The sequence below is a fragment of the Streptomyces sp. NPDC028305 genome (genome assembly GCF_055569495.1).
In genome coordinates, this window is sequence record NZ_JBVHTN010000001.1 from 1,268,092 (window position 1) to 1,285,962 (window position 17,871).

General features: G+C 70.3%; 12 protein-coding genes and 2 pseudogenes. 7 read left to right on the forward strand and 7 right to left on the reverse strand.

Annotation, left to right across the window (positions count from 1 at the left end):
- A complete protein-coding gene (lanM, locus tag ACZ4WQ_RS05845; RefSeq protein WP_398369260.1) occupies positions 1-5,037 on the forward strand; it encodes a type 2 lanthipeptide synthetase LanM in 5,037 nt (1,678 codons plus the stop codon).
- Positions 5,038-5,096: 59 nt separating this feature from the next.
- Here the strand turns inward: lanM and ACZ4WQ_RS05850 are convergent, their stop codons facing one another.
- Complete coding sequence (locus ACZ4WQ_RS05850; protein ID WP_311729643.1) at positions 5,097-6,194, reverse strand: serine hydrolase domain-containing protein; 1,098 nt, start codon at positions 6,192-6,194, stop codon at positions 5,097-5,099.
- A 96-nt stretch (positions 6,195-6,290) separates the two neighbouring features.
- Positions 6,291-6,680, reverse strand: a complete 390-nt coding sequence (locus ACZ4WQ_RS05855; RefSeq protein ID WP_385340757.1) for a MerR family transcriptional regulator — start codon at positions 6,678-6,680, stop codon at positions 6,291-6,293.
- A gap of 88 nt (positions 6,681-6,768) precedes the next feature.
- Here ACZ4WQ_RS05855 and ACZ4WQ_RS05860 point away from each other — a divergent pair, with 88 nt between their 5' ends.
- Both ACZ4WQ_RS05860 and ACZ4WQ_RS05865 read left to right on the forward strand, forming a co-directional pair.
- Positions 6,769-7,458, forward strand: a complete 690-nt coding sequence (locus tag ACZ4WQ_RS05860; protein WP_398369257.1) for an SDR family NAD(P)-dependent oxidoreductase — start codon at positions 6,769-6,771, stop codon at positions 7,456-7,458.
- 84 nt (positions 7,459-7,542) lie between these two features.
- Positions 7,543-9,099, forward strand: a complete 1,557-nt coding sequence (locus ACZ4WQ_RS05865; protein WP_398369255.1) for a substrate-binding domain-containing protein — start codon at positions 7,543-7,545, stop codon at positions 9,097-9,099.
- On the opposite strand, the gene ACZ4WQ_RS05870 is transcribed toward ACZ4WQ_RS05865, so the two are convergent.
- Positions 9,023-9,466: a MerR family transcriptional regulator gene (locus ACZ4WQ_RS05870; RefSeq protein ID WP_311729647.1), complete on the reverse strand. Its 444-nt coding sequence runs from the start codon at positions 9,464-9,466 to the stop codon at positions 9,023-9,025. The two genes, ACZ4WQ_RS05865 and ACZ4WQ_RS05870, sit on opposite strands and share 77 nt — an antisense overlap.
- Positions 9,467-9,539: 73 nt before the next feature.
- On the opposite strand from ACZ4WQ_RS05870, the gene ACZ4WQ_RS05875 reads away from it, so the two are divergent.
- Both ACZ4WQ_RS05875 and ACZ4WQ_RS05880 read left to right on the forward strand, forming a co-directional pair.
- Complete coding sequence (locus tag ACZ4WQ_RS05875) at positions 9,540-10,646, forward strand: alkene reductase (RefSeq protein WP_398369253.1); 1,107 nt, start codon at positions 9,540-9,542, stop codon at positions 10,644-10,646.
- Positions 10,647-10,689: 43 nt separating this feature from the next.
- Complete coding sequence (locus ACZ4WQ_RS05880; protein WP_398369251.1) at positions 10,690-11,571, forward strand: fructosamine kinase family protein; 882 nt, start codon at positions 10,690-10,692, stop codon at positions 11,569-11,571.
- A gap of 330 nt (positions 11,572-11,901) precedes the next feature.
- Here the strand turns inward: ACZ4WQ_RS05880 and ACZ4WQ_RS05885 are convergent, their stop codons facing one another.
- Both ACZ4WQ_RS05885 and ACZ4WQ_RS05890 read right to left on the reverse strand, forming a co-directional pair.
- Positions 11,902-13,020 (reverse strand): methyltransferase domain-containing protein, encoded by a 1,119-nt coding sequence (locus ACZ4WQ_RS05885; protein ID WP_398369249.1) that lies wholly within the window; start codon positions 13,018-13,020, stop codon positions 11,902-11,904.
- Positions 13,021-13,298: 278 nt separating this feature from the next.
- Positions 13,299-13,544 (reverse strand): hypothetical protein, encoded by a 246-nt coding sequence (locus ACZ4WQ_RS05890; protein WP_311729651.1) that lies wholly within the window; start codon positions 13,542-13,544, stop codon positions 13,299-13,301.
- Between the two features lie 198 nt (positions 13,545-13,742).
- Between ACZ4WQ_RS05890 and ACZ4WQ_RS05895 the strand changes: the two genes are divergently transcribed.
- Positions 13,743-15,134 carry a helix-turn-helix domain-containing protein gene (locus ACZ4WQ_RS05895; RefSeq protein ID WP_398369247.1) on the forward strand — a complete coding sequence of 464 codons (1,392 nt, stop codon included), beginning with the start codon at positions 13,743-13,745 and terminating at the stop codon, positions 15,132-15,134.
- 85 nt (positions 15,135-15,219) lie between these two features.
- Here the strand turns inward: ACZ4WQ_RS05895 and ACZ4WQ_RS05900 are convergent.
- Positions 15,220-15,309: pseudogene (locus ACZ4WQ_RS05900) on the reverse strand (sugar phosphate isomerase/epimerase); the annotation flags it as partial.
- 259 nt (positions 15,310-15,568) lie between these two features.
- Positions 15,569-15,995, reverse strand: a pseudogene (locus tag ACZ4WQ_RS05905) (bifunctional 5,10-methylene-tetrahydrofolate dehydrogenase/5,10-methylene-tetrahydrofolate cyclohydrolase); the annotation flags it as partial.
- 180 nt (positions 15,996-16,175) lie between these two features.
- On the opposite strand from ACZ4WQ_RS05905, the gene ACZ4WQ_RS05910 reads away from it, so the two are divergent.
- Positions 16,176-17,870, forward strand: coding sequence for an IS200/IS605 family accessory protein TnpB-related protein (locus ACZ4WQ_RS05910; protein ID WP_398369245.1), 1,695 nt, complete (start codon positions 16,176-16,178; stop codon positions 17,868-17,870).
- Position 17,871 lies beyond the last annotated feature (1 nt).

The following is a 17,871-nucleotide window of genomic DNA, read 5'->3' on the forward strand; positions in this document are numbered from 1 at the left end:
ATGACGTGGAATACCATCCTCCGCCGGTCCGGCCCGGCCCGGCGGGTACCGACGATCACGCAGGTGGCCCAGACCGAATGCGGCCTGTGCTGCTGTGTCGCGGTGCTGCGCTACCACGGGCGCGCCGAGGAGATATCCAGCGCGCGGCAGGTCATGGATGCCGGCCGGGACGGCCTCAGCGCGACCCAGTTGGCCCGCTTCCTCCGGGAGCGCGGCATGGACGCGAAGCTCTTCCGCGTCAAGGACGTGTCGGCGCTCGCGAAGTTCACCTCGCCGGTGATCCTCTACTGGGAGGACTACCACTTCGTGGTGCTCGAGCGGTTCGACGGCCGCGGAGCGGTCATCATGGACCCGGCGCTCGGGCGGCGGCGCCTCAGCAGGAAGGAACTGGAGGCCGGCTTCAGCGGTATCGCCGTATCCGCCGAGCCCGGCCCCGACTTCGAACCGACGCCGCGGAAGTTCATGGCGGAGTGGCGCGGTGTCCCGCTCTTCGCAAAGGGTTCGCGCAGGCGCATCGCGCTGGTGGGGCTTCTCTCGCTCGGTGGATACGCGGGAACCCTCGGCATACCGATGCTGACGGAATGGGCGGTCGACCGGTACGTCCGCTGGGGAGGCCTGGACGACCTGGCCACGGTCCTTTCGGTCATCGTCGCCGTAGCCGTCGGGTATTTCGCGCTGTATCTGCTCAGAGTCGCCGTGCTCTCGTCCGTGGTGGCGATGATAGGCGAGCATCTGATGATCCAGACGTTCTCCAAGCTGCTCTCCCTGCCGTACAAGTTCTTCACGACGCGACAACCCGGCGACCTTCTGTTCCGGCTCAGCAGCGTGAATGTGATCAGGGATCTGCTCTCCTCGCGCGTGGCGCAGGGTGTGCTGGACGTCGGGACGCTGATATGCGTCAGCGGCTATCTGCTGATCGCCGAATGGCGGCTCGGCCTGGTAACGGCGGGACTGTCCCTGGCCAATGCCCTGTATCTGATGAAGACCCGGGTCCGGGTGCTGGAGTCCGTGGACGCGGAGATGACTCAGCTGAGCAGGAGCCAGTCGGCCCAGCTGGACGCGATCGTCTCGGTGCCCACCATCAAAATGGGCGGCTATGCGGCCGAGTTCCTGACCGGCTGGAGCAAGGTCTATTCCTCGTCCCTCCAGGCGATGAAGGACCGTATGCGCCTGCAACAGGGCCGCATCTCGGGCCTGACCTCCACCACCCAGATGTTCGGCCCGTTGATCCTGCTGCTGTCGAGCCTGTACCTCGTCGGCCACGGACAGATCTCCCTGGGCCAGGCCATGGCGGTGCAGACGGTGTCAGGCACCTACTTCGCGCTGTCGACGTCGGTGTTCCAGACCTGCACCGAGTTCGCCGAGGCGTCCCGCTACATGGCGCGGCTCAACGACATCGTCGAGACGCCGTCGGAGAACCGGGGCGGCGACCTCAAGCGGCTGCCCTCGACCTCCATCCGCCTGACCGACATCGGCTTCCAGTACACGGCCCACAGTGACCCGGTCCTGAGCGATGTCTCGATCGACATTCCGGCCGGGGCCAAGGTCGCCCTCGTCGGCACCTCGGGATCCGGTAAGAGCACGCTGGGACAGATCATCTGCGGTCTTTACGAACCGACGCGGGGCACCATCGAGTTCGGCGGGCGGGACATGACCGAATACGACAAGGATTCGCTGCGCCGCTCCATCGGATACATCCCCCAGGAAGTGCATCTGCACAATCGCACGATCCTGGAGAACCTGACAATGGGGCAGGACATCTCCGAGGAACAAGTGCGCGAATTCTGCGAGAGCGTCGGAATCCTCGACTTCCTCCAGGACCTCCCCATGGGGCTCAACACCCTGATCTCGGAAATGGGCGCGAACTTCTCCGGCGGTCAGCGGCAGCGGCTGGCCATCGTACGGACCCTGCTCCAGCGGCCCGCGATCCTGGTGCTCGACGAGGCGACGGCCTCGCTGGACACCATCAACGAGCGACGCGTCACGGACATCATCCAGGACATAGGCGCGACACAGATCATCATCGCCCACCGACTGGCGACCATCAAAGCGGCCGACCGCATTTACGTGCTCGACCGCGGACGCGTCATCGAACAGGGCACACACGAGGAATTGCTGAACGGAGGACCGGTCTACATGAATCTCTACGCGGAAAGTGACCCCGATGTCCTGATATCGGGACCGGAAGGCATAACCGGCCCGGAGGGCCCGGTCCCCGACCCGGACGTTTCGATCCCCGCCTTCCTCCCCTTCTATCAGCACCTCGTGCCCAGGAGCTCCGTGGTCGCGGCGCTGCGCGAGGTCATGGCCCCGGTCACGCGCCCCGAACGGCGCGAGGCGGTGGTGGACACCATCTGGGGAGAGCTGCTGACGGCTGTCGAGGGCCACTCCTTCCGTACGCTGATCGGCGAGTTCCACGCCTTCCGCGAGGGCCTGGGGCTGCCCATGACGGCAGACGTCGACGAGGCGCTACAGCGGTTCCGCAGGCATCTCGGCGCGCCCGGCACCTGCCGGCGCATCTCCGACGCCTACCCGGTGCTGCGGCAGCGGCTGGCGGCTCTGGTGGACAACTCGCTCGACGCGTACACCGATATGTTCGCCGCGTACACGGCGGACCAGGAGGCGCTGCGGGCCGACTGCCTGACGCCCCGTACGGCGGCGGCCGGGGAGTTGGTCGAGGACATCTTCCTCACCGGGTCCGATCCGCACAACGACAACCGCCAGGTGATCGGGGTGCGGCTGACCAGCGGCGCGCGGCTGATCTTCAAGCCGCGCGCCCTGGCGACGGACAGTTTCGTACGGGACCTGTACACCGCCGCCGACCCCTACCTCACCTTCTCGCTGCGGGACTGCCTGCCCATGTCGGTGACGTCCGGCTCCCACGGCTGGCAGCAGTTCATCCCCTCGGAGCCGATGACCTCGCCCGATCAACCGGCCCGGTACTTCTACCGGTTCGGCGCGCTGTGCGCGATCCTCTCCGCCATCGGGGCGTCCGATCTGCACGACGAGAATCTGCTGGCCCACGGCGAACACCCCTGCGTGATCGACACCGAGACCGTCCTGCGGCCGGACGCGGGCGTCGAGAACGACACGCTTCCGCACCTGCTGATCAATCACATGAAGCTGTCGGTCGCCTCCACGATGCTCGTGCCCTCGATGAGCCCTGCCTCCCCCGTCGACTTCCTCATGGCGGGGGTGGGTGTGGCCGGCGATCAGCCGTCCAAGATGACCCGGACGGTGATCCGCGACATCGGCACCGACGGCATGTCCGTCGGGCGGGATCCCATCACCTACCGGCAGGACGCCAACCTGCCACGGCTGGGGGACGCGCCGCTGTCCGCGACCGACCACTTCTCCGATGTGCTGGCCGGCTACACCGACGCCCTCGAGTTCGTGCGCGGCGGTGCGATCCCGGCGCTCCTCGACGCCCATCGGGACATGCCCGTCCGGTATGTGCTGCGGGCGACGCTGGTCTACAGCCGGTTCATGGACGCCTCGACGCACCCCTCCTACCTCTCCCGGCCCGAGGAGGCCGAGCGGCTGTTCGGGCTGCTCGGGAACTCCGGCCAGTTCACGGCCGAGTTGGCCCGTCGCGTCGGCGACGAGGAGCGCGCCGGTATGCACACGGGGAACGTGCCCTATTTCAGCTCGCGGGCGGACTCCACCGACCTGGCGACCTCGCGGGTGCGTTTCCCCGAGGTGTTCAAGACCTCGTCGGTGGACCACGCCCGGCGTGGCGTCACCCTCAACGCCGCCCGGCCGGACGGCTACCACCACCACCTGCTCGAGGAGTGCTTCGGCGAGGTGTTCGGCGAGGACAGCCCGGCCGGGCTGTCCCGGCACAGCGTGTTCGCGGCGCCCCTGCGGCACGCCCGCCCCGGCACCTGGTGGCCGGAGATCGCGCGGCGGATCGCCGACCTCGGCGTGACCCTGCACACGCCGGACGGCCCGCGGACCGGCTGGCTGGGCGGCATCGGCCCCGGGCGGGCCGCGGCGACCATCACTCCGGGCAACTTCGTCTCGTTCCATGACATGGGCGGCATCGTCGCCTTCCTCAACCGGGCGACCACCCTGGACGACGGCTTCCGGACCATTCACCTCCGTGCGGACCGGGGGCTCGACGAGCTCCTGGCGGGCTACGGCGAGACCCTGAACCAGATGCCGGAGTCCGTGTTCAGCGGCGCCTCCTCCCTGCTGCTCACCCGACCGCAGACGGCGCCGACCGACTGGCTCGGATCCCTGCTCGACAAGATTGACGCCCGGGCCGCGTCCGACGACCTGGAGACCGACCTCAGCAACGGCCCGGCCGGTCTGCTGATGGTCCTGCTGTCCCGCCTGGAGGCCGGCGACGACCCCGCCGCCCTGTGCGGCGAGCCCCGGCTCGCGCGCCTGCGTGATCTGGCCCTTGGCCATCTCCAGGCCCCCAGGACCGCGCCCTGGTTCGATCTGGCGCACGGCGAGCTGGGGCTCCAGTGGGCCCGCGCCCGCACCGGAAGGGTCCTCGGCGACGAGGCGCTGGCCAGGGAGTCCGCCGACTGGCTGACGACTCGGGCCGGTTCCGGCACGGGCGGTTCGCTCGCGGGGTGGTGCAACGGCGCCGCCGGTCTGCTGCTGGCCTCCGCCGAGATCCTGTTCTCCGCCGGCCGGGCCGACGAACTCTCCGGCCGCCGGCTGAAGACCCTGGTCGAGGCGGCGACACGGCTGCCCGCCCACCGGCCGGTGGACCTGTCGGTCTGCCACGGCAGCAGCGGCGTCGTCCAGTCGCTGATCGCCACGGGGCGGGTGCTCGGCGACGACTCGCTGCTGACCCGGGCGCGCGAATACCAGGAGCTCGTCCTGGCCAGGGCCCGCGACAACGGGTTCTACACGGGGGCACCCGGCCGCACCTCGCTGCTCGGCTACATGCTCGGCTGGGCCGGCGTCGGCGACACGGACGCCCTGCTGCACGCCGCGGAGCAGAACCACGACGACGGCTTCTTCCGCGTCCCGGTCGCGATGACCTCGGAATTCACGCGGTCGGCCCAGCCGGCGGGCTGATGTGGTGAGTACCGGACAGCGACACGCCGTCGTCACGGCGTGTCGCTGTCCTCGGTCGGTCAGTCCTCGCCCACCACGGCCAGGTCGTCACCCAAGGCGGCGGCGATCTCGGCGGCCCGGGAGTGGTCGTCCAACCGACGCGTCAGGTACGCGCAGGCGTGGTGGTGCCGGAGCGACCACCAGGCGACCGAGCCGCCGATCCCACCCTTGGCGATCTTGCCCTGGTCGCGTACGAAGCCGAGCGTCCAGGTGATCCTGGTGCCGAAGACCTCGTCGAAGTCGGTGACTTGGGATGCGAGGAGCTCGGCGTGCAGCTCCGGCCCGAGCAGTTCGCGCACCGGTCCGTCCTCGCTGGTGAGGCGGGAGAAGAACGCCGCCATGGAGGTCGCGGTCGTGTGCAGGTTGCACGCTCCGAAGACCGACTGCCGCCAGGCCCGGGAGTTCACCCGCGCCACGTCCAGGGCGCCGTCGGGGGTCTCCAACCACGGCGCCGCGTGCAGCCGCCGCGGCCACTCCGGGTTCGCGTACTCCAGGTCGGCCACGCGGCCCAGCGCGTCATCCGGCACCCCGAACCAGGCGTCCAGACCCAGCGCGGGCCGCACCACGTCATGGAACATCTCCCCGAGCGTCGTACCGGCGCCCGCGCGCAGGATGCCGTCCACCAAGTGGCCGTAGGTCAGCGCGTGCTCCCCCAGGGACGTCCCGGGAGCGTACTCCGGCGCCGCCCGGGCCAGGCTCTCCCGCAGCGCGCCGTCATCCAGCAGATCGATCCCCGCGGCTTCGGCCGCGAACCGCGGCTGGCCCGCCTGGTGTGTCAGCACGTGCCGGAGCGTGGTCCGATCCTTGCCCCGGACCCCGTACTCGCCCCAGTACCCGGAGATCGGCTCGTCCAGCGCCGGCGCGCCCTGACGGACCGCCGCCAACGCGGCGAGGGTGACGAACGCCTTCGACAGCGAGTAGGGCTGGACCAGCGTGTCGTCGCGCCAGGGACGGCTCCGCCCGGCATCGGACCAACCCCCGCTCAGCCGGACGACCTCGCGCCCCTCCCGCCACACCGACAGGCCCGCGCCGGTCTCCGAGCCGTCGTCCACCAGCCTCTGGAAGACCCGACGCACCGCGTCATACCCGTCCGCCGCGAATCCCTCGACGTCCACCATGCCCCCATTCCCTCATTCCGCCGCACCGGCGCGGCGCCGCGCCCCGTGACTCCAACGACTCGACAATACCCCCATGGGGTATGTGCGACAACGGCCTCAGCCGTCGCGGGACTCACGGGACTCGCGGGAGTGCCTCAGAGCCGCGTCGAGCAGCCCGCCGAGGGCCTGTTGGGAACTTTGGAGTCGGGCGATCGCCTCGCTGATCCGGACGTGTTCCCGTCGCAGGTGATCGACCATGCCGGGGCACGACGACGGGATGAGCTGTTCTCCCTCGTCGTGGACACAGCCCAGGACCCGGGCGATGACCGCGCTGGGCAGACCGGCCGCCAGCAGGGCCCGGATATGCCTGACCGCGGCGATGTCCGATTCGGCGTACTCGCGGTAGCCGTTGGAGAGCCGCGTCGGCCGGAGGAGATCTTGCTCCTCGTAGTACCGCAGCAGCCGCTGACTCACCCCCGTTGCGCGGGACAGGGCGCCGATCCGCACGTGAACTCTCCCGTTCGCGCTTGACCCTCACATGGATGTGAGACTTTAGCCTTCCTTCGCCGGGACTTCCGACGTCGAAGGAGCAATCATGCCGGGTGCGGTCATCATCGGAGCGGGGCCGGGGATCGGCCGGTCGGTCGCCCGCCGCTTCGCCCGCGAGGGCCTGCCGATCGCCCTCGTGGCACGGTCGGAGAAAACACTGGCGGCCACGGCGGAGGCCGTTTCCCCCACCGGGGTGCCGATGCGCCCGCTGGTCGCCGACTCCACCGACGAACGCGCCCTGCGCGCCGCCCTGGACACCGCGATCGCGCAGTTCGGCCTGCCCGACGTCGTCGTGTACAACGCCGCGATCATCCAGTCGGACGCGCTCGGCGACCTGTCCGCGTCCGCGCACCTGGACGCCTGGGCCGTCAACGTGGTCGGGGCGATCACCGCCGCCGCGCACGTCCTCCCGGCCATGGCGGAGCGCGGCAGCGGCACGTTTCTCATCACCGGCGGAATGCCCGAGCCGAAGCCCCAGTACCTCAGCCTCTCGCTCGGCAAGGCCGGTGTGCGGTCGCTGGTGACACTTCTCGACGAACAGTACGGCCCGTCGGGCGTACATGTGGCGACCGTGACCGTGGACGGCCCGGTCGCCCCCGGCACCGACTTCGACCCGGATGTCATCGCCGAGCACTACTGGCGGCTGCACACGCAACAACGGCACCAGTGGGAACGGGAGGTCCTTCACACCGGGCGAACGCCGTCGACGGTTGAACGCGAGACGAACACTTCATGAGAGTTCGGCCACGTCGGCCCCGTGTCCGTCCCGGAGACATACATTCGCCCCCTCAGGGCTCATGACCTGACGGGGGAAAAGTTCATGGGATGGCTGAAGGAGCTGGTGGCTCCGGAGAATCTGCTGGCGCTGCTCGGTGTCGTGGTCACGGTCGGGGGGCTGTCGTACGAGCGGCTGATCCCGGGGCGGAAACGCATCGGATACCGCGTGCAGATGGACACGTTGATAGACGACAGCACGAGCGACGGCCCGCTGCATCAGCGGCTGCGCATGCTGGAGAACACGCCCGACCTCGCCGGGGCCTCGCTCGTGCTGCTGCGGATCGAGAACGACGGATTCCGCAGCGTCGACGTGGACGACTACATCACCGCGCCCTCGACCGAACACCGCGGGCTCACCGCCATCTTCCCCAACCGCACGGTCAGGGATGTCGCCGTCACCGAGCCCAGCCATCCGGATCTGGTGCGCCATCTGCCCCAGCGCGGCACCGCGACGAATCCGGGGCTGATCTGCCGCGGCAATGAGATCTCCCTGCCGAGGGTGCCGCTGAACAAGGGCGACCATTTCAAGCTGCTGGTGTTGCTGACCGGCGCCGGGACGGACAAGCAGCCGTATGTCGCCGGGCGCATCCGGGAGGGCAGGATCCGGAACAACGAGCATTTCCGGCGGCCCAGCAACCGCGTGCTGGGGCTCATCGGCAGCCTGGTGGTTCTCATGATCCTCCAGCCCATCGGCTTTCAGCTCCTGGAACCGGACCCGCTGCGTCAAGGCTGCGCCAAGGGGACGCTCACGGTCGTCGGCTCCACCGCGTTCGAGCCGGTGATGAACGACCTGGACAAGGCGTACGAGGAGGACTGCGACGGCGCCGCCCACATCACCGTCGACGCCCAGGGCAGCGGCCGCGGCACGGACACGCTGCGGGACGTCGGGGAGGGCGCGAAGGGCTTTCCGGCGTATCTGTCGTTCTCCGACGGGCGGGAGGGGAGCGGGGATCCGGGGCTCAAGGAGCATCTGACCGCGCTGTCCGTGTTCACGATGGTGGTGAACAAGGAGGTCCGGATATCGAATCTGACCCTCGATGATGTGCGGAAGATCTACTCGGGCGAGATCACCGACTGGAAGCAGCTCGTCGGCGGGCCCGATCTGCCGATCAGGCTGGTGAGCCGGGACGGGAAGTCGGGCACGCGCGGGGTGTTCGAGAACCGGGTGCTGGGCAGCACGACCGAGCCCGCGCGTACGTCGGACAACTGCCGAACGCCGAAGTTCGACAACACGCACCTCGTGCGCTGCGAGCTCGACAGCACGGACGAGGTGCTGAAGACCGTGGCGCGGACGCCGGGCGCGATCGGCTACACCGAGCTGAAGGCGGCCAACGACCGCGCCGAGGAGCGGAAGGATGTGCGGCTGCTGGGCCTGGGCGGGCACCGGCCCTCGATCGACACCGTCAGGGACGAGACATATCCGTTCTGGGAGCCCGAGTACGCGTACACCTACGGGACCCCGCCGCCCAACTCCCTCACCTCGAAGTTCCTGGACTTCCTGGCCGGTGACACCGGACGGAACCTCATCGAGCGCCACGGCCATCTGCCCTGCTCGGCCCCGGAGAACCAGCAGGCGTGCCGGCGGGCGCATCGCGCGTGAGACCGGCGGGACTGCCCGAGGCCGTCTCGATCACCTCGTCCAGGACCGCGCGCGAGCGCCGCAGGTCCTCGATCATGCGGTCGATGCGGTCCCGCTCCGCCGTGAGGTCCGTGACCAGGCGAGCGTCGGCGGTCTCGGACGGGCCGCCGTCGGCGTCCCGCATACAGGGCAGCAGCTGCCCGATCTTCGTGCTGGTCAGCCCCGCGGCGTACAACTCCTGGATGCGCAGCACCCGGTCGACGGCGACGTCCGCGTACTCGCGGTGGCCGCCGGGGGTGCGCCGCGCCACCAGCAGACCCTGCTCCTCGTAGTAGCGCAGGGACCGTTCACTCACTCCCGTACGCCGGGCCAGCTCACCGATCCGCATGACGCACCTCACACCGCACGAGCTTGAATCTGACATCAATGGCAAGTTCTACGGTACCCGCATGACGGACACCATGACAGACACAGCGACCACCTCCCGCCTCTTCGCCCCCACCCGCCTCGGCCCCCTGAACCTGCCGAACCGCCTGGTCATGGCGCCGCTGACGCGCAACCGGGCGGCCGCCGACGGCAGCCCGACGCCGCTCATGGCCGAGTACTACGCCCAGCGCGCCTCCGCGGGGCTGATCATCGCCGAGGCGTCCACGCCCAATGCTGTCGGCCAGACCTACCCGAACATCACCGCCATCCACACCGACGCCCATGTGGCCGGCTGGCGGCGGGTCACCGAGGCGGTGGCCGCGGCGGGCGGCGGCCCGATGTTTCTCCAGATCCAGCACGGCGGCCGGGTCGGACACCCCGACAACAGCGGGCTGACCCCCGTGGCCCCCTCCCCGATCCCGCTCCCGGAGACCATCCACACCCCCACCGGCCGCCAGGACGCGGTGGTCCCGCGCGAGATGACGCCCGAGGACATCCGCGCCACCGTGAACGACTTCGCCGCCGCGGCCCGCCGGGCGCTGGACGCCGGTTTCGCCGGGGTCGAGGTGCACGCCGCCAACGGCCACCTCCTCCACCAGTTCCTCGCCCCCAACACCAACCGGCGCACCGACGCCTACGGCGGCAGCGTGGACAACCGCGTCCGGTTCGTGGTCGAGGTCGTCGACGCCGTCGCCGCGGCGATCGGGCCCGAGCGGGTCGGCCTGCGCATCTCACCCGGCAACACGGTCAACGGCATCGCCGACACCGACGCCGACACCCTGTACCCGGCGCTGCTCGCGCAGGTGGCCACCCGGAACCCGGCCTACCTCCACATCGTCTCCGCCGATCCGGAGCAGCCCCTCTTCCAGCGCATCCGCGCGGACTGGCCCGGCACGCTGATCGGCAACCCGGTCCTGCCCCGCGAGCAGATCCCCGCCGACGGCGGACGGCAGGCGGCCGAGCGGCTGCTGGCCGCGGGGGCCGACATCGTCGCGCTCGGCCGGCCCTTCCTCGCCAACCCCGACCTCGTGGAGCGGCTGCGCACCGGCGCGCCCGTCAACCCGGTCCGCGACCGCTACATGATGTACGTGGGCGGCCCCACCGGCTACACCGACTACCCGACCCTCGGCGCCGTACGCTGATGGCTCGGACCCGTACGACCGCGGCCCGGAGGGACACGACACGATGTCGGCCACGTACGAAGGCGGAACTGGCGAAGACCCCGGCGCCGCGGCGGCCCGCCTCACCGGCCGCCCGGTGACCGCCCTGCGCCCGCTGTCGGGGGCGCTCGCCGAAGTCGTGCTCGACGGCGGGCAGGTGGTCATGGTCAAGCGCGGCACCGACCCCGGCGCCGCGCGGGCCGAGGCGGCGGGCCTGCGCTGGCTGGCCGAGGCCGGGACGGTCCGCGTCCCGGCGGTGCACGGCCACGACCCGCACTGGCTGGTGACCGAGCGGGTCCCGACCGGCCGCCCGAGCGCCGAGGCGGCGGCCCGGTTCGGCCGCGACCTGGCCGCCCTGCACGCCGCCGGCGCCCCCGCGTTCGGCGCCCCGCCGCCCGGCGGGCCCGAGGACGCGTACATCGGGCTCGCCCCGATGCGCAACGTCCCCGGCGCCGACTGGCCGACCTGGTACGCCGACCACCGGGTGCTGCCCTATCTGCGCCGCGCGGTGGACGAGGGCACCATGCGCCCCGCCGAGGCGGCCGTGGTCGAGCGCGTCTGCGAGCGGCTGCCCGACCTGGCGGGCCCGGCCGAGCCGCCCGCCCGGCTGCACGGCGACCTGTGGAACGGCAATGTGCTGTGGGGCGCCGACGGCCACGCCTGGCTGATCGACCCGGCCGCGCACGGCGGACACCGGGAGACCGACCTGGCGATGCTCCACCTCTTCGGCTGCCCGCACCTGGACCACCTCCTGGACGGCTACCGCCAATCGGCCCCGCTCGCCGACGGCTGGCCCGACCGCATCGGCCTGCACCAGCTCTTCCCGCTGCTGGTCCACTCGGTCCTCTTCGGCCGCGGCTACGCCGAACAGGCCCTCGCCGCGGCCCGCGCGGCCCTGGCGGCCTGACCCACACTCAACTCCCGTACAGCGTGTGCTCCACTATCTCGTTCACGTAAGAGCTATCCCGTAATGCTGGGATAGTCCGGATTGCGGACACGGCATCCCAAGCGTGGTCCCGGCAAGCCGGGTCTCATCCTGGGGTAGACATGGCGCCTACCGGAATCTGCCGAGCAGAGGCTGTGCTTCACCTGGGGTGGAGTTCAGCTGCCACGAGTGTCCGGCCCGGAGGCATGGACTGCCGTGGTTGACTCGACGGGGCGTCTTGCCGCCCACTGCCGGGCCTAACGATACTCAGCCGTCCGGGTAACGGACGCTCGGAGGATTACGGGATAAGTCTTAGACGGGCCACCGAGACCCCGCGACCGGATCGCGGCACCACACATACTGCTGGTCCGGCTCCACGGTCATGCCGAAGTCATACAGTTCCGGCCTGCCCTCGCTCACCCACCAGCCCCGGGCGCGCTCCAGCTCCTCGACGAGGCGGCGCGGCCCACCCTGATGCGCGATGGCAGCGCCTTCGTCGTCGGACGCGGACAGCATGGCCCACGACGAGACACCGTCGTGGGCCCAGACCGCCGTGCCGTCGCATGCGTTCATGATGACCACCACGTCGGGCAGGACGACGCGCACCGCGAACAACAGGTGCGCGTCATCCCGGAGCGACAGCAGCTCCCGTGCGACCGGGCGCTCATCCTGCGGCGGCCCATCACCCCGTACCTCGCTCCAGCCCAGTCCCGCCTCACTCCCCCGACTGGGCATGAACATCGCCAGCCCCTGCACCCAGCCCGTCGCCGAGCCACCGCCCTCGGCCACCGTGAGAGCCACATGCCCCAGCCGCCCCCACGGGGTGACGATCCGCCCGCCCCCGCGCGTCTGGGCCACCCACTCCCAGGGCACCCGGTCCACGGCGTAAGTCGAGATCACCCGGTCGTACGGCGCGCCGACCGGCCATCCGAGGCTGCCGTCGCCGACCTGCACGTCCACGTCCGCCCCCGCCACCGCCAGGCATCGCCGTGCCTCTGCCGCGAGCCCCGCATCCACCTCGACACTCACCACCCGCCCCGGCCCGGCCCGCCACCCCAGCAGGGAGGCATTCCATCCCGCGCCGGTGCCGAGCTCCAGAACGCGATGCCCCTCTTGCAGCATCAGAGCATCCAGCATGTCCACCACGACGGCCTGACAGGAGATGCTGGAGGACGCCCGGCCGCCCATGACCTGAGTGACGGCCGGGTCGCTCGGCCCCGCGTACACCTCGGCGGCCCACAGCTCCGGATCCTCGGCGCGATCCACCGGCTGGTAGTGGAAGCCGTCCCAGCACCAGAGCCGGTCCGGGGCGAACAGATGCCGGGGCAGGGCGGCGACGGCGTCCCGGATCCACGGGGAGCGGTCGGGCCAGTCACCACCAGCCTCCATGGCCTCCGCCAACCGCATCCGCCGCTCTTCGAACTGGGTCATCGGAGACTACTTCCTGTGCGTGCCTGACGGCGGTGGCGGTTTGGGCACTTGTCCGTCCGTGTTCCCTGGCGGCGGCGTGCCCTGCCCGGGATCGGGGTCCGGCTTGTTGTGCTTTCCCATAGCGCACTCCTTAGCGACTGACTGTTGATCAACTCTGCGTGCACGCAAGGTGGTGCACGGCTACCCGAGCTGGAGGGCCCCGCCGAGCTGACCGCCCGGCTGCACGGCGACTTGGCGGTCGTGCACCATACCTCCACGTCGTGGTGAGGTGTACGGCGTCACTGGCCCTCTCGACGGGCCTGCTCGCGCTTGGCGATGAGCTGCGCGAACTGGATGGCGTACAGCTCCACCTGGTCGGGGGTGAAGACCAGCACCGATTCTGTGCTCCGGCCATCGGTGTGATGCAGCTCGATGCCGAGGCCAGCCTGCTGAGCACGGTGGTCGTACATCGCGTCCCGCTTCAGCGGAGTCGCGTACGTGACCGACGCCCACACGCCCTCAGCCGCCGGGCTCTTCTGCTCCATGGCACTCATTCCTGGGCTGTCACTGCGACCCGCTCACTGCGGGCCGTCCTGGTCTTCGAGGACACCGCAGCCCGGTCGCCGACGGGAGGTGCCGCCCTCTGACACGTACACGGTTTGCACGTGGCGTAAACGGTTTGCAACTGCCTGTATCGGCGACCGTTTGACGGGACAATAGGGCCCCATAGGAGGTGACTTGTCGTGGACGGCACACATCCGATCTGGCGCTCAGTCGCCATGCGCGATGCCCTCGCCCGCCGTGACGCCGGGGCGATCGTCCGGTTAGCCCGCCGCGCGGCCGACGTCACACTGGCCCAACTCGGAGCGGCCGTCGGCTACACCGCCGCCTCGCTGTCCCGGATGGAGCGCGGCATACAGCCCATGCGCGACGTACAGCTGCTGCGGCAGGTTGCCGAGTATCTGGACATACCGCCCGACCTGCTGGGACTCGCACCCCGACACGAGCAGGCGGCATCCCGCCGAAACGTCGATCAGCGCCTCTCCGGCACCACTAGGGTAGGAGCGCAGGCCCTGTTCGGCGAAGAGGGGGACGACCCAGTGCGACGCCGCGAACTCCTGACCGGTCTGGCCGGGGCGACCACCAGCGCGGTCTTCGGGCCCACGTCGGCCGCCGCCCAGTCTCCGGCGCGGCCGATGCTGTCGGGTCTGGAGGACCTGCTGCTGCACCGGCAGAACAGCCCGCTACTCGGCACGGACCCCACCCCGTCCACGGTCCTCGCGGCGGTCGGCGCCTCCCGCCGCGACTTCAGCGCCTGCCGCTATGACGCCCTTGCCCGTGGCCTGCCGTCCCGAATCGCACTCGCGCAGGCACTCGGCGCCGAGGGGCGCCCCCGGCAGGCGGCAACCGCGATCGCCGACCTCTACACCGTCGCGACCAGGCTGTGTATCAAGCTTGGCGAGGACGGTCTCGCGGCGGTCACCGCCGACCGAGCGCTGACCGCTGCCCTGGGGGGTGCGGACGCGCTGACCGTCGCCGAGGCCCACCGCATGGTCTCCAGCGCCTGGCGGCGCCAGGGCCACTACGCCCGCGCCACCGACGTTGCCGTCACCGCGGCCCAGCAGTTGGCCGCCGACCGCACCACGGACACGACCGAACGGCTGTCCGTCCAAGGCAACCTGTACGCCACCGCCGCCTACACGGCGGCGAAGCAAGGCGACCGACACACCGCGCGAACGCTCATCGCCGAGGCACAGACCACCGCCGGTCGACTCGGCCACGATGAAATGGGGCGCGGCGCCGTCTTCGGCCCCAGCCAGGTGGTCCTGCACCAGATCTCGATCAGCTACCTGCTCGGCGACGCCGGACAAGCCATCGAGCACGCCCGCCGTATCGACACCGCCGCCCTGCCCACCACCGAACGCCAGGGCCGCTACTGGATCGACGTCGCTCGCGCCTTCGACCAGTGGGGTAAGCCCGACCGTTGCTACCGCGCCCTGCTGGCCGCAGAGCACGCAGCACCGCAGGAAGTCCGCCGCGGCTCCGTACGGACCATAGCCGCCGGGTTGATGCGGCATGACCGCTCCCTCCCCGGCGTACGTGCGTTCGCCCAGCGCGTCGGCGCCCTCGCCTGACTGCTCCCGCGCCGGGGTGTGTCCGGCGGCCTGGGCGCACCCTGTCGAACGCACCCCGGGCAGCCGCTGGAGCACCAGATGTCCGGTAGCGGTCGGCCACCTCCGCCAGGACCTCCGCGCCGTCCCGTGCCCACACGGCCGGATTGAAGATCTCCACTTCGATCGGACCGTCGAAGAGCCCGTCGGCTACGCCTACGGCACGCCCCTCCCGCCCCGCTCCCGCTGGTGGGCCGGGATGCTCGAACCCCTTCCCGAGGAGATGACCCCGCGAGGACGGCACGCGGACCATGGCCCTGTGCGAGCTGATAGTGCGCTCGCCATGTCGGAAGGCCAGCACCGCTCACCGAATCCACGAAGAACTCATGCTTCACGTCCTGCGGCCCGCGTAAGCATCCAGGCGGCGCGGACGCGGCCGATGGCGCCGGTGGAGCGCCTCAGTCCACCCCCAACTGCCGTGCCGCCGCCTCCGCCGTCTGCGCGAGGAGCACGGCGATGGTCATGGGGCCGACCCCGCCCGGGACGGGGGTGATCAGGCTCGCCCGCTCCCTAGCGGTCTCGAAATCGACGTCCCCGACATTGGGCGGGTTGTATCCATCGTCGATCACCACGGCACCCGGCTTCACATCGCCCCCGGCGATGAACCGGGGACGGGCCGACCGCGGCCACCAGCACATCGGCCTCCCGCACGATCGCCAACAGATCGGTGGTGCGCGAGTGACAGTAGGTCACCGTGGCGTCCCGGCCGAGCAGCAGCATCCCGGCGGGCTTGCCCAGAATGACGCTGCGCCCCACCACGACCGCGTGTTTGCCCGCGAGGTCGACGTCGTACTCGTCCAGCAGCCGCATGAGGCCGCCGGGGGTTGGGAGCTGCTGTCGGTTGACAGTACCTGGACATGTTTTGGTGCGTATGAGCGAGTATCGACGACTGTGCGACGGGCCTGCGTCGGGAACGGGAGTTCTTGCGTCGAATGCGTGACCTTTGCGGGAGGTGCTCGTTGGGTGTGGTGACGGGTTATTCGCTGCCGGGTGGGGGTGGGGGAAGTGGGAGGGCTGCGTGAGGTGGCGGCGCCGTTTGTGGTGCCCGGTCCGTCCGGGGTGGCGATCCGCGGCAGCCTCAAGGGCCTGACCGGGCAGGACGAGAGGGTTCTGCGCCTGGTTGGTGGGCTGCTGGGCTCGCTGGCCTCCCGGGACCTGAAGGTCCGCTGCGCGGCCGGTCTTGATCATGACAGTGGCCAGTGGGCGGAGCGCAAGCGGGCTGTGACCGGTCAGTCCTCCTCGCGCTGGGCGGGCAGTATCACCAAGGCCACGCATGATCAGTGGGCGCTGGCCCGGCGCGGTCAGTCCGCGTATATCCACAGCCTCCAGGCAGGCATCGGCATGATCGCGCGTCGGTTGTCGCTGCCGGTGGGGTCGAAGGGTTCCAAGGGTTCACCGGGTGGTTACCGCTCCCGGCAGGAGTGGTTTGCCAAGTCCCGGCGCCTGCGCCTGCTGGAGGAGCGGCTGGAGCGGGAGCGGGCCGATCGTGAGGCCGGGCGGGTGCGGGTGGTGCGCGGTGGAAGGAAGCTGCTGCGCAACCGGCACAACCTTCAAGCCGCCCGGCTGACCGGGACCGGGTGGCGGGAGCGGTGGGAGGCCGGGCGCTGGTTCCTTCAGGCCGATGGCGAGTCGGGGAAACGCTGGGGGAACGAGACGATCCGTGTCAGTCCGGACGGTGAGGTGAGCATCAGGCTTCCGGCGCCGCTGGCCCATCTGGCGAACGCACCCCACGGCCGCTACATACTGGCCTGCCGGGTCCACTTCCGGCACCGGGGCGAGCAGTGGGCCGACCGTATCGCGGCCAACCGCGCCATGGCGTACCGCATCCACTACGACGTGGAGCGTGGGCGCTGGTACGTGACAGCCTCCTGGCAGATCCCACCCGTGAAGATGGTTCCGCTGGAGGCGGCCCGGTCCGGTGGGCTGATCGGCGTGGACATGAACGCCGACCATCTGGCCGCCTGGCGCCTGGACGCCCACGGCAACCCCGTCGGCGAACCCCGCAGATTCGACTACGACCTGTCCGGCAGCGCACCACACCGGGACGCACAGATGCGGCACGCCCTCATCCGCCTCCTGCACTGGACCCAACGCCACCACCTGTCCATCGCCATCGAAGACCTGGACTTCCAGGCGGAGACGACCCGCGAGAAGCACGGGCGGCGCAAACGCTTCCGCCGTCTGATCTCCGGCATGCCCGTCAGCAGGCTTCGCAGCAGGCTGACCTCCATGGCCGCCGAACTCGGCATCACCCTCGTGGCCGTCGACCCGGCCTACACCAGCCGCTGGGGCGCCCAGCACTGGCAACGGCCTCTGACCACCAACACCCGCACAACCACCCGCCACGACGCCGCCGCCGTGGCCATCGGACGGCGCGCCCTGGGATACCCAATCAAGCGACGGACGCAACCGCCCCCACAGCACCGGAGTGATGCTGCGGGGCATCGGAGCGTCCAGGCCACATCGGGAATCCTGGGGCGCGAGGGAACCCGCCCCCGCATTCCCGGACCACGGACACGATCCGCCGGCGCCGGACGCGGAGCGAAAGCGGGGAACCAGGGGGTACCTCCCAGCGGTAGCTGGGGGAGTGCCCACAACCGTTCGGAGCACACGGCTGAGCACGAGTCCTGGCAACAGGACTCGTGCTCAGTCCCTAGGAACGGTCCTGGGACAGCGCGGTCATGGGTACGTCACTCCTGAG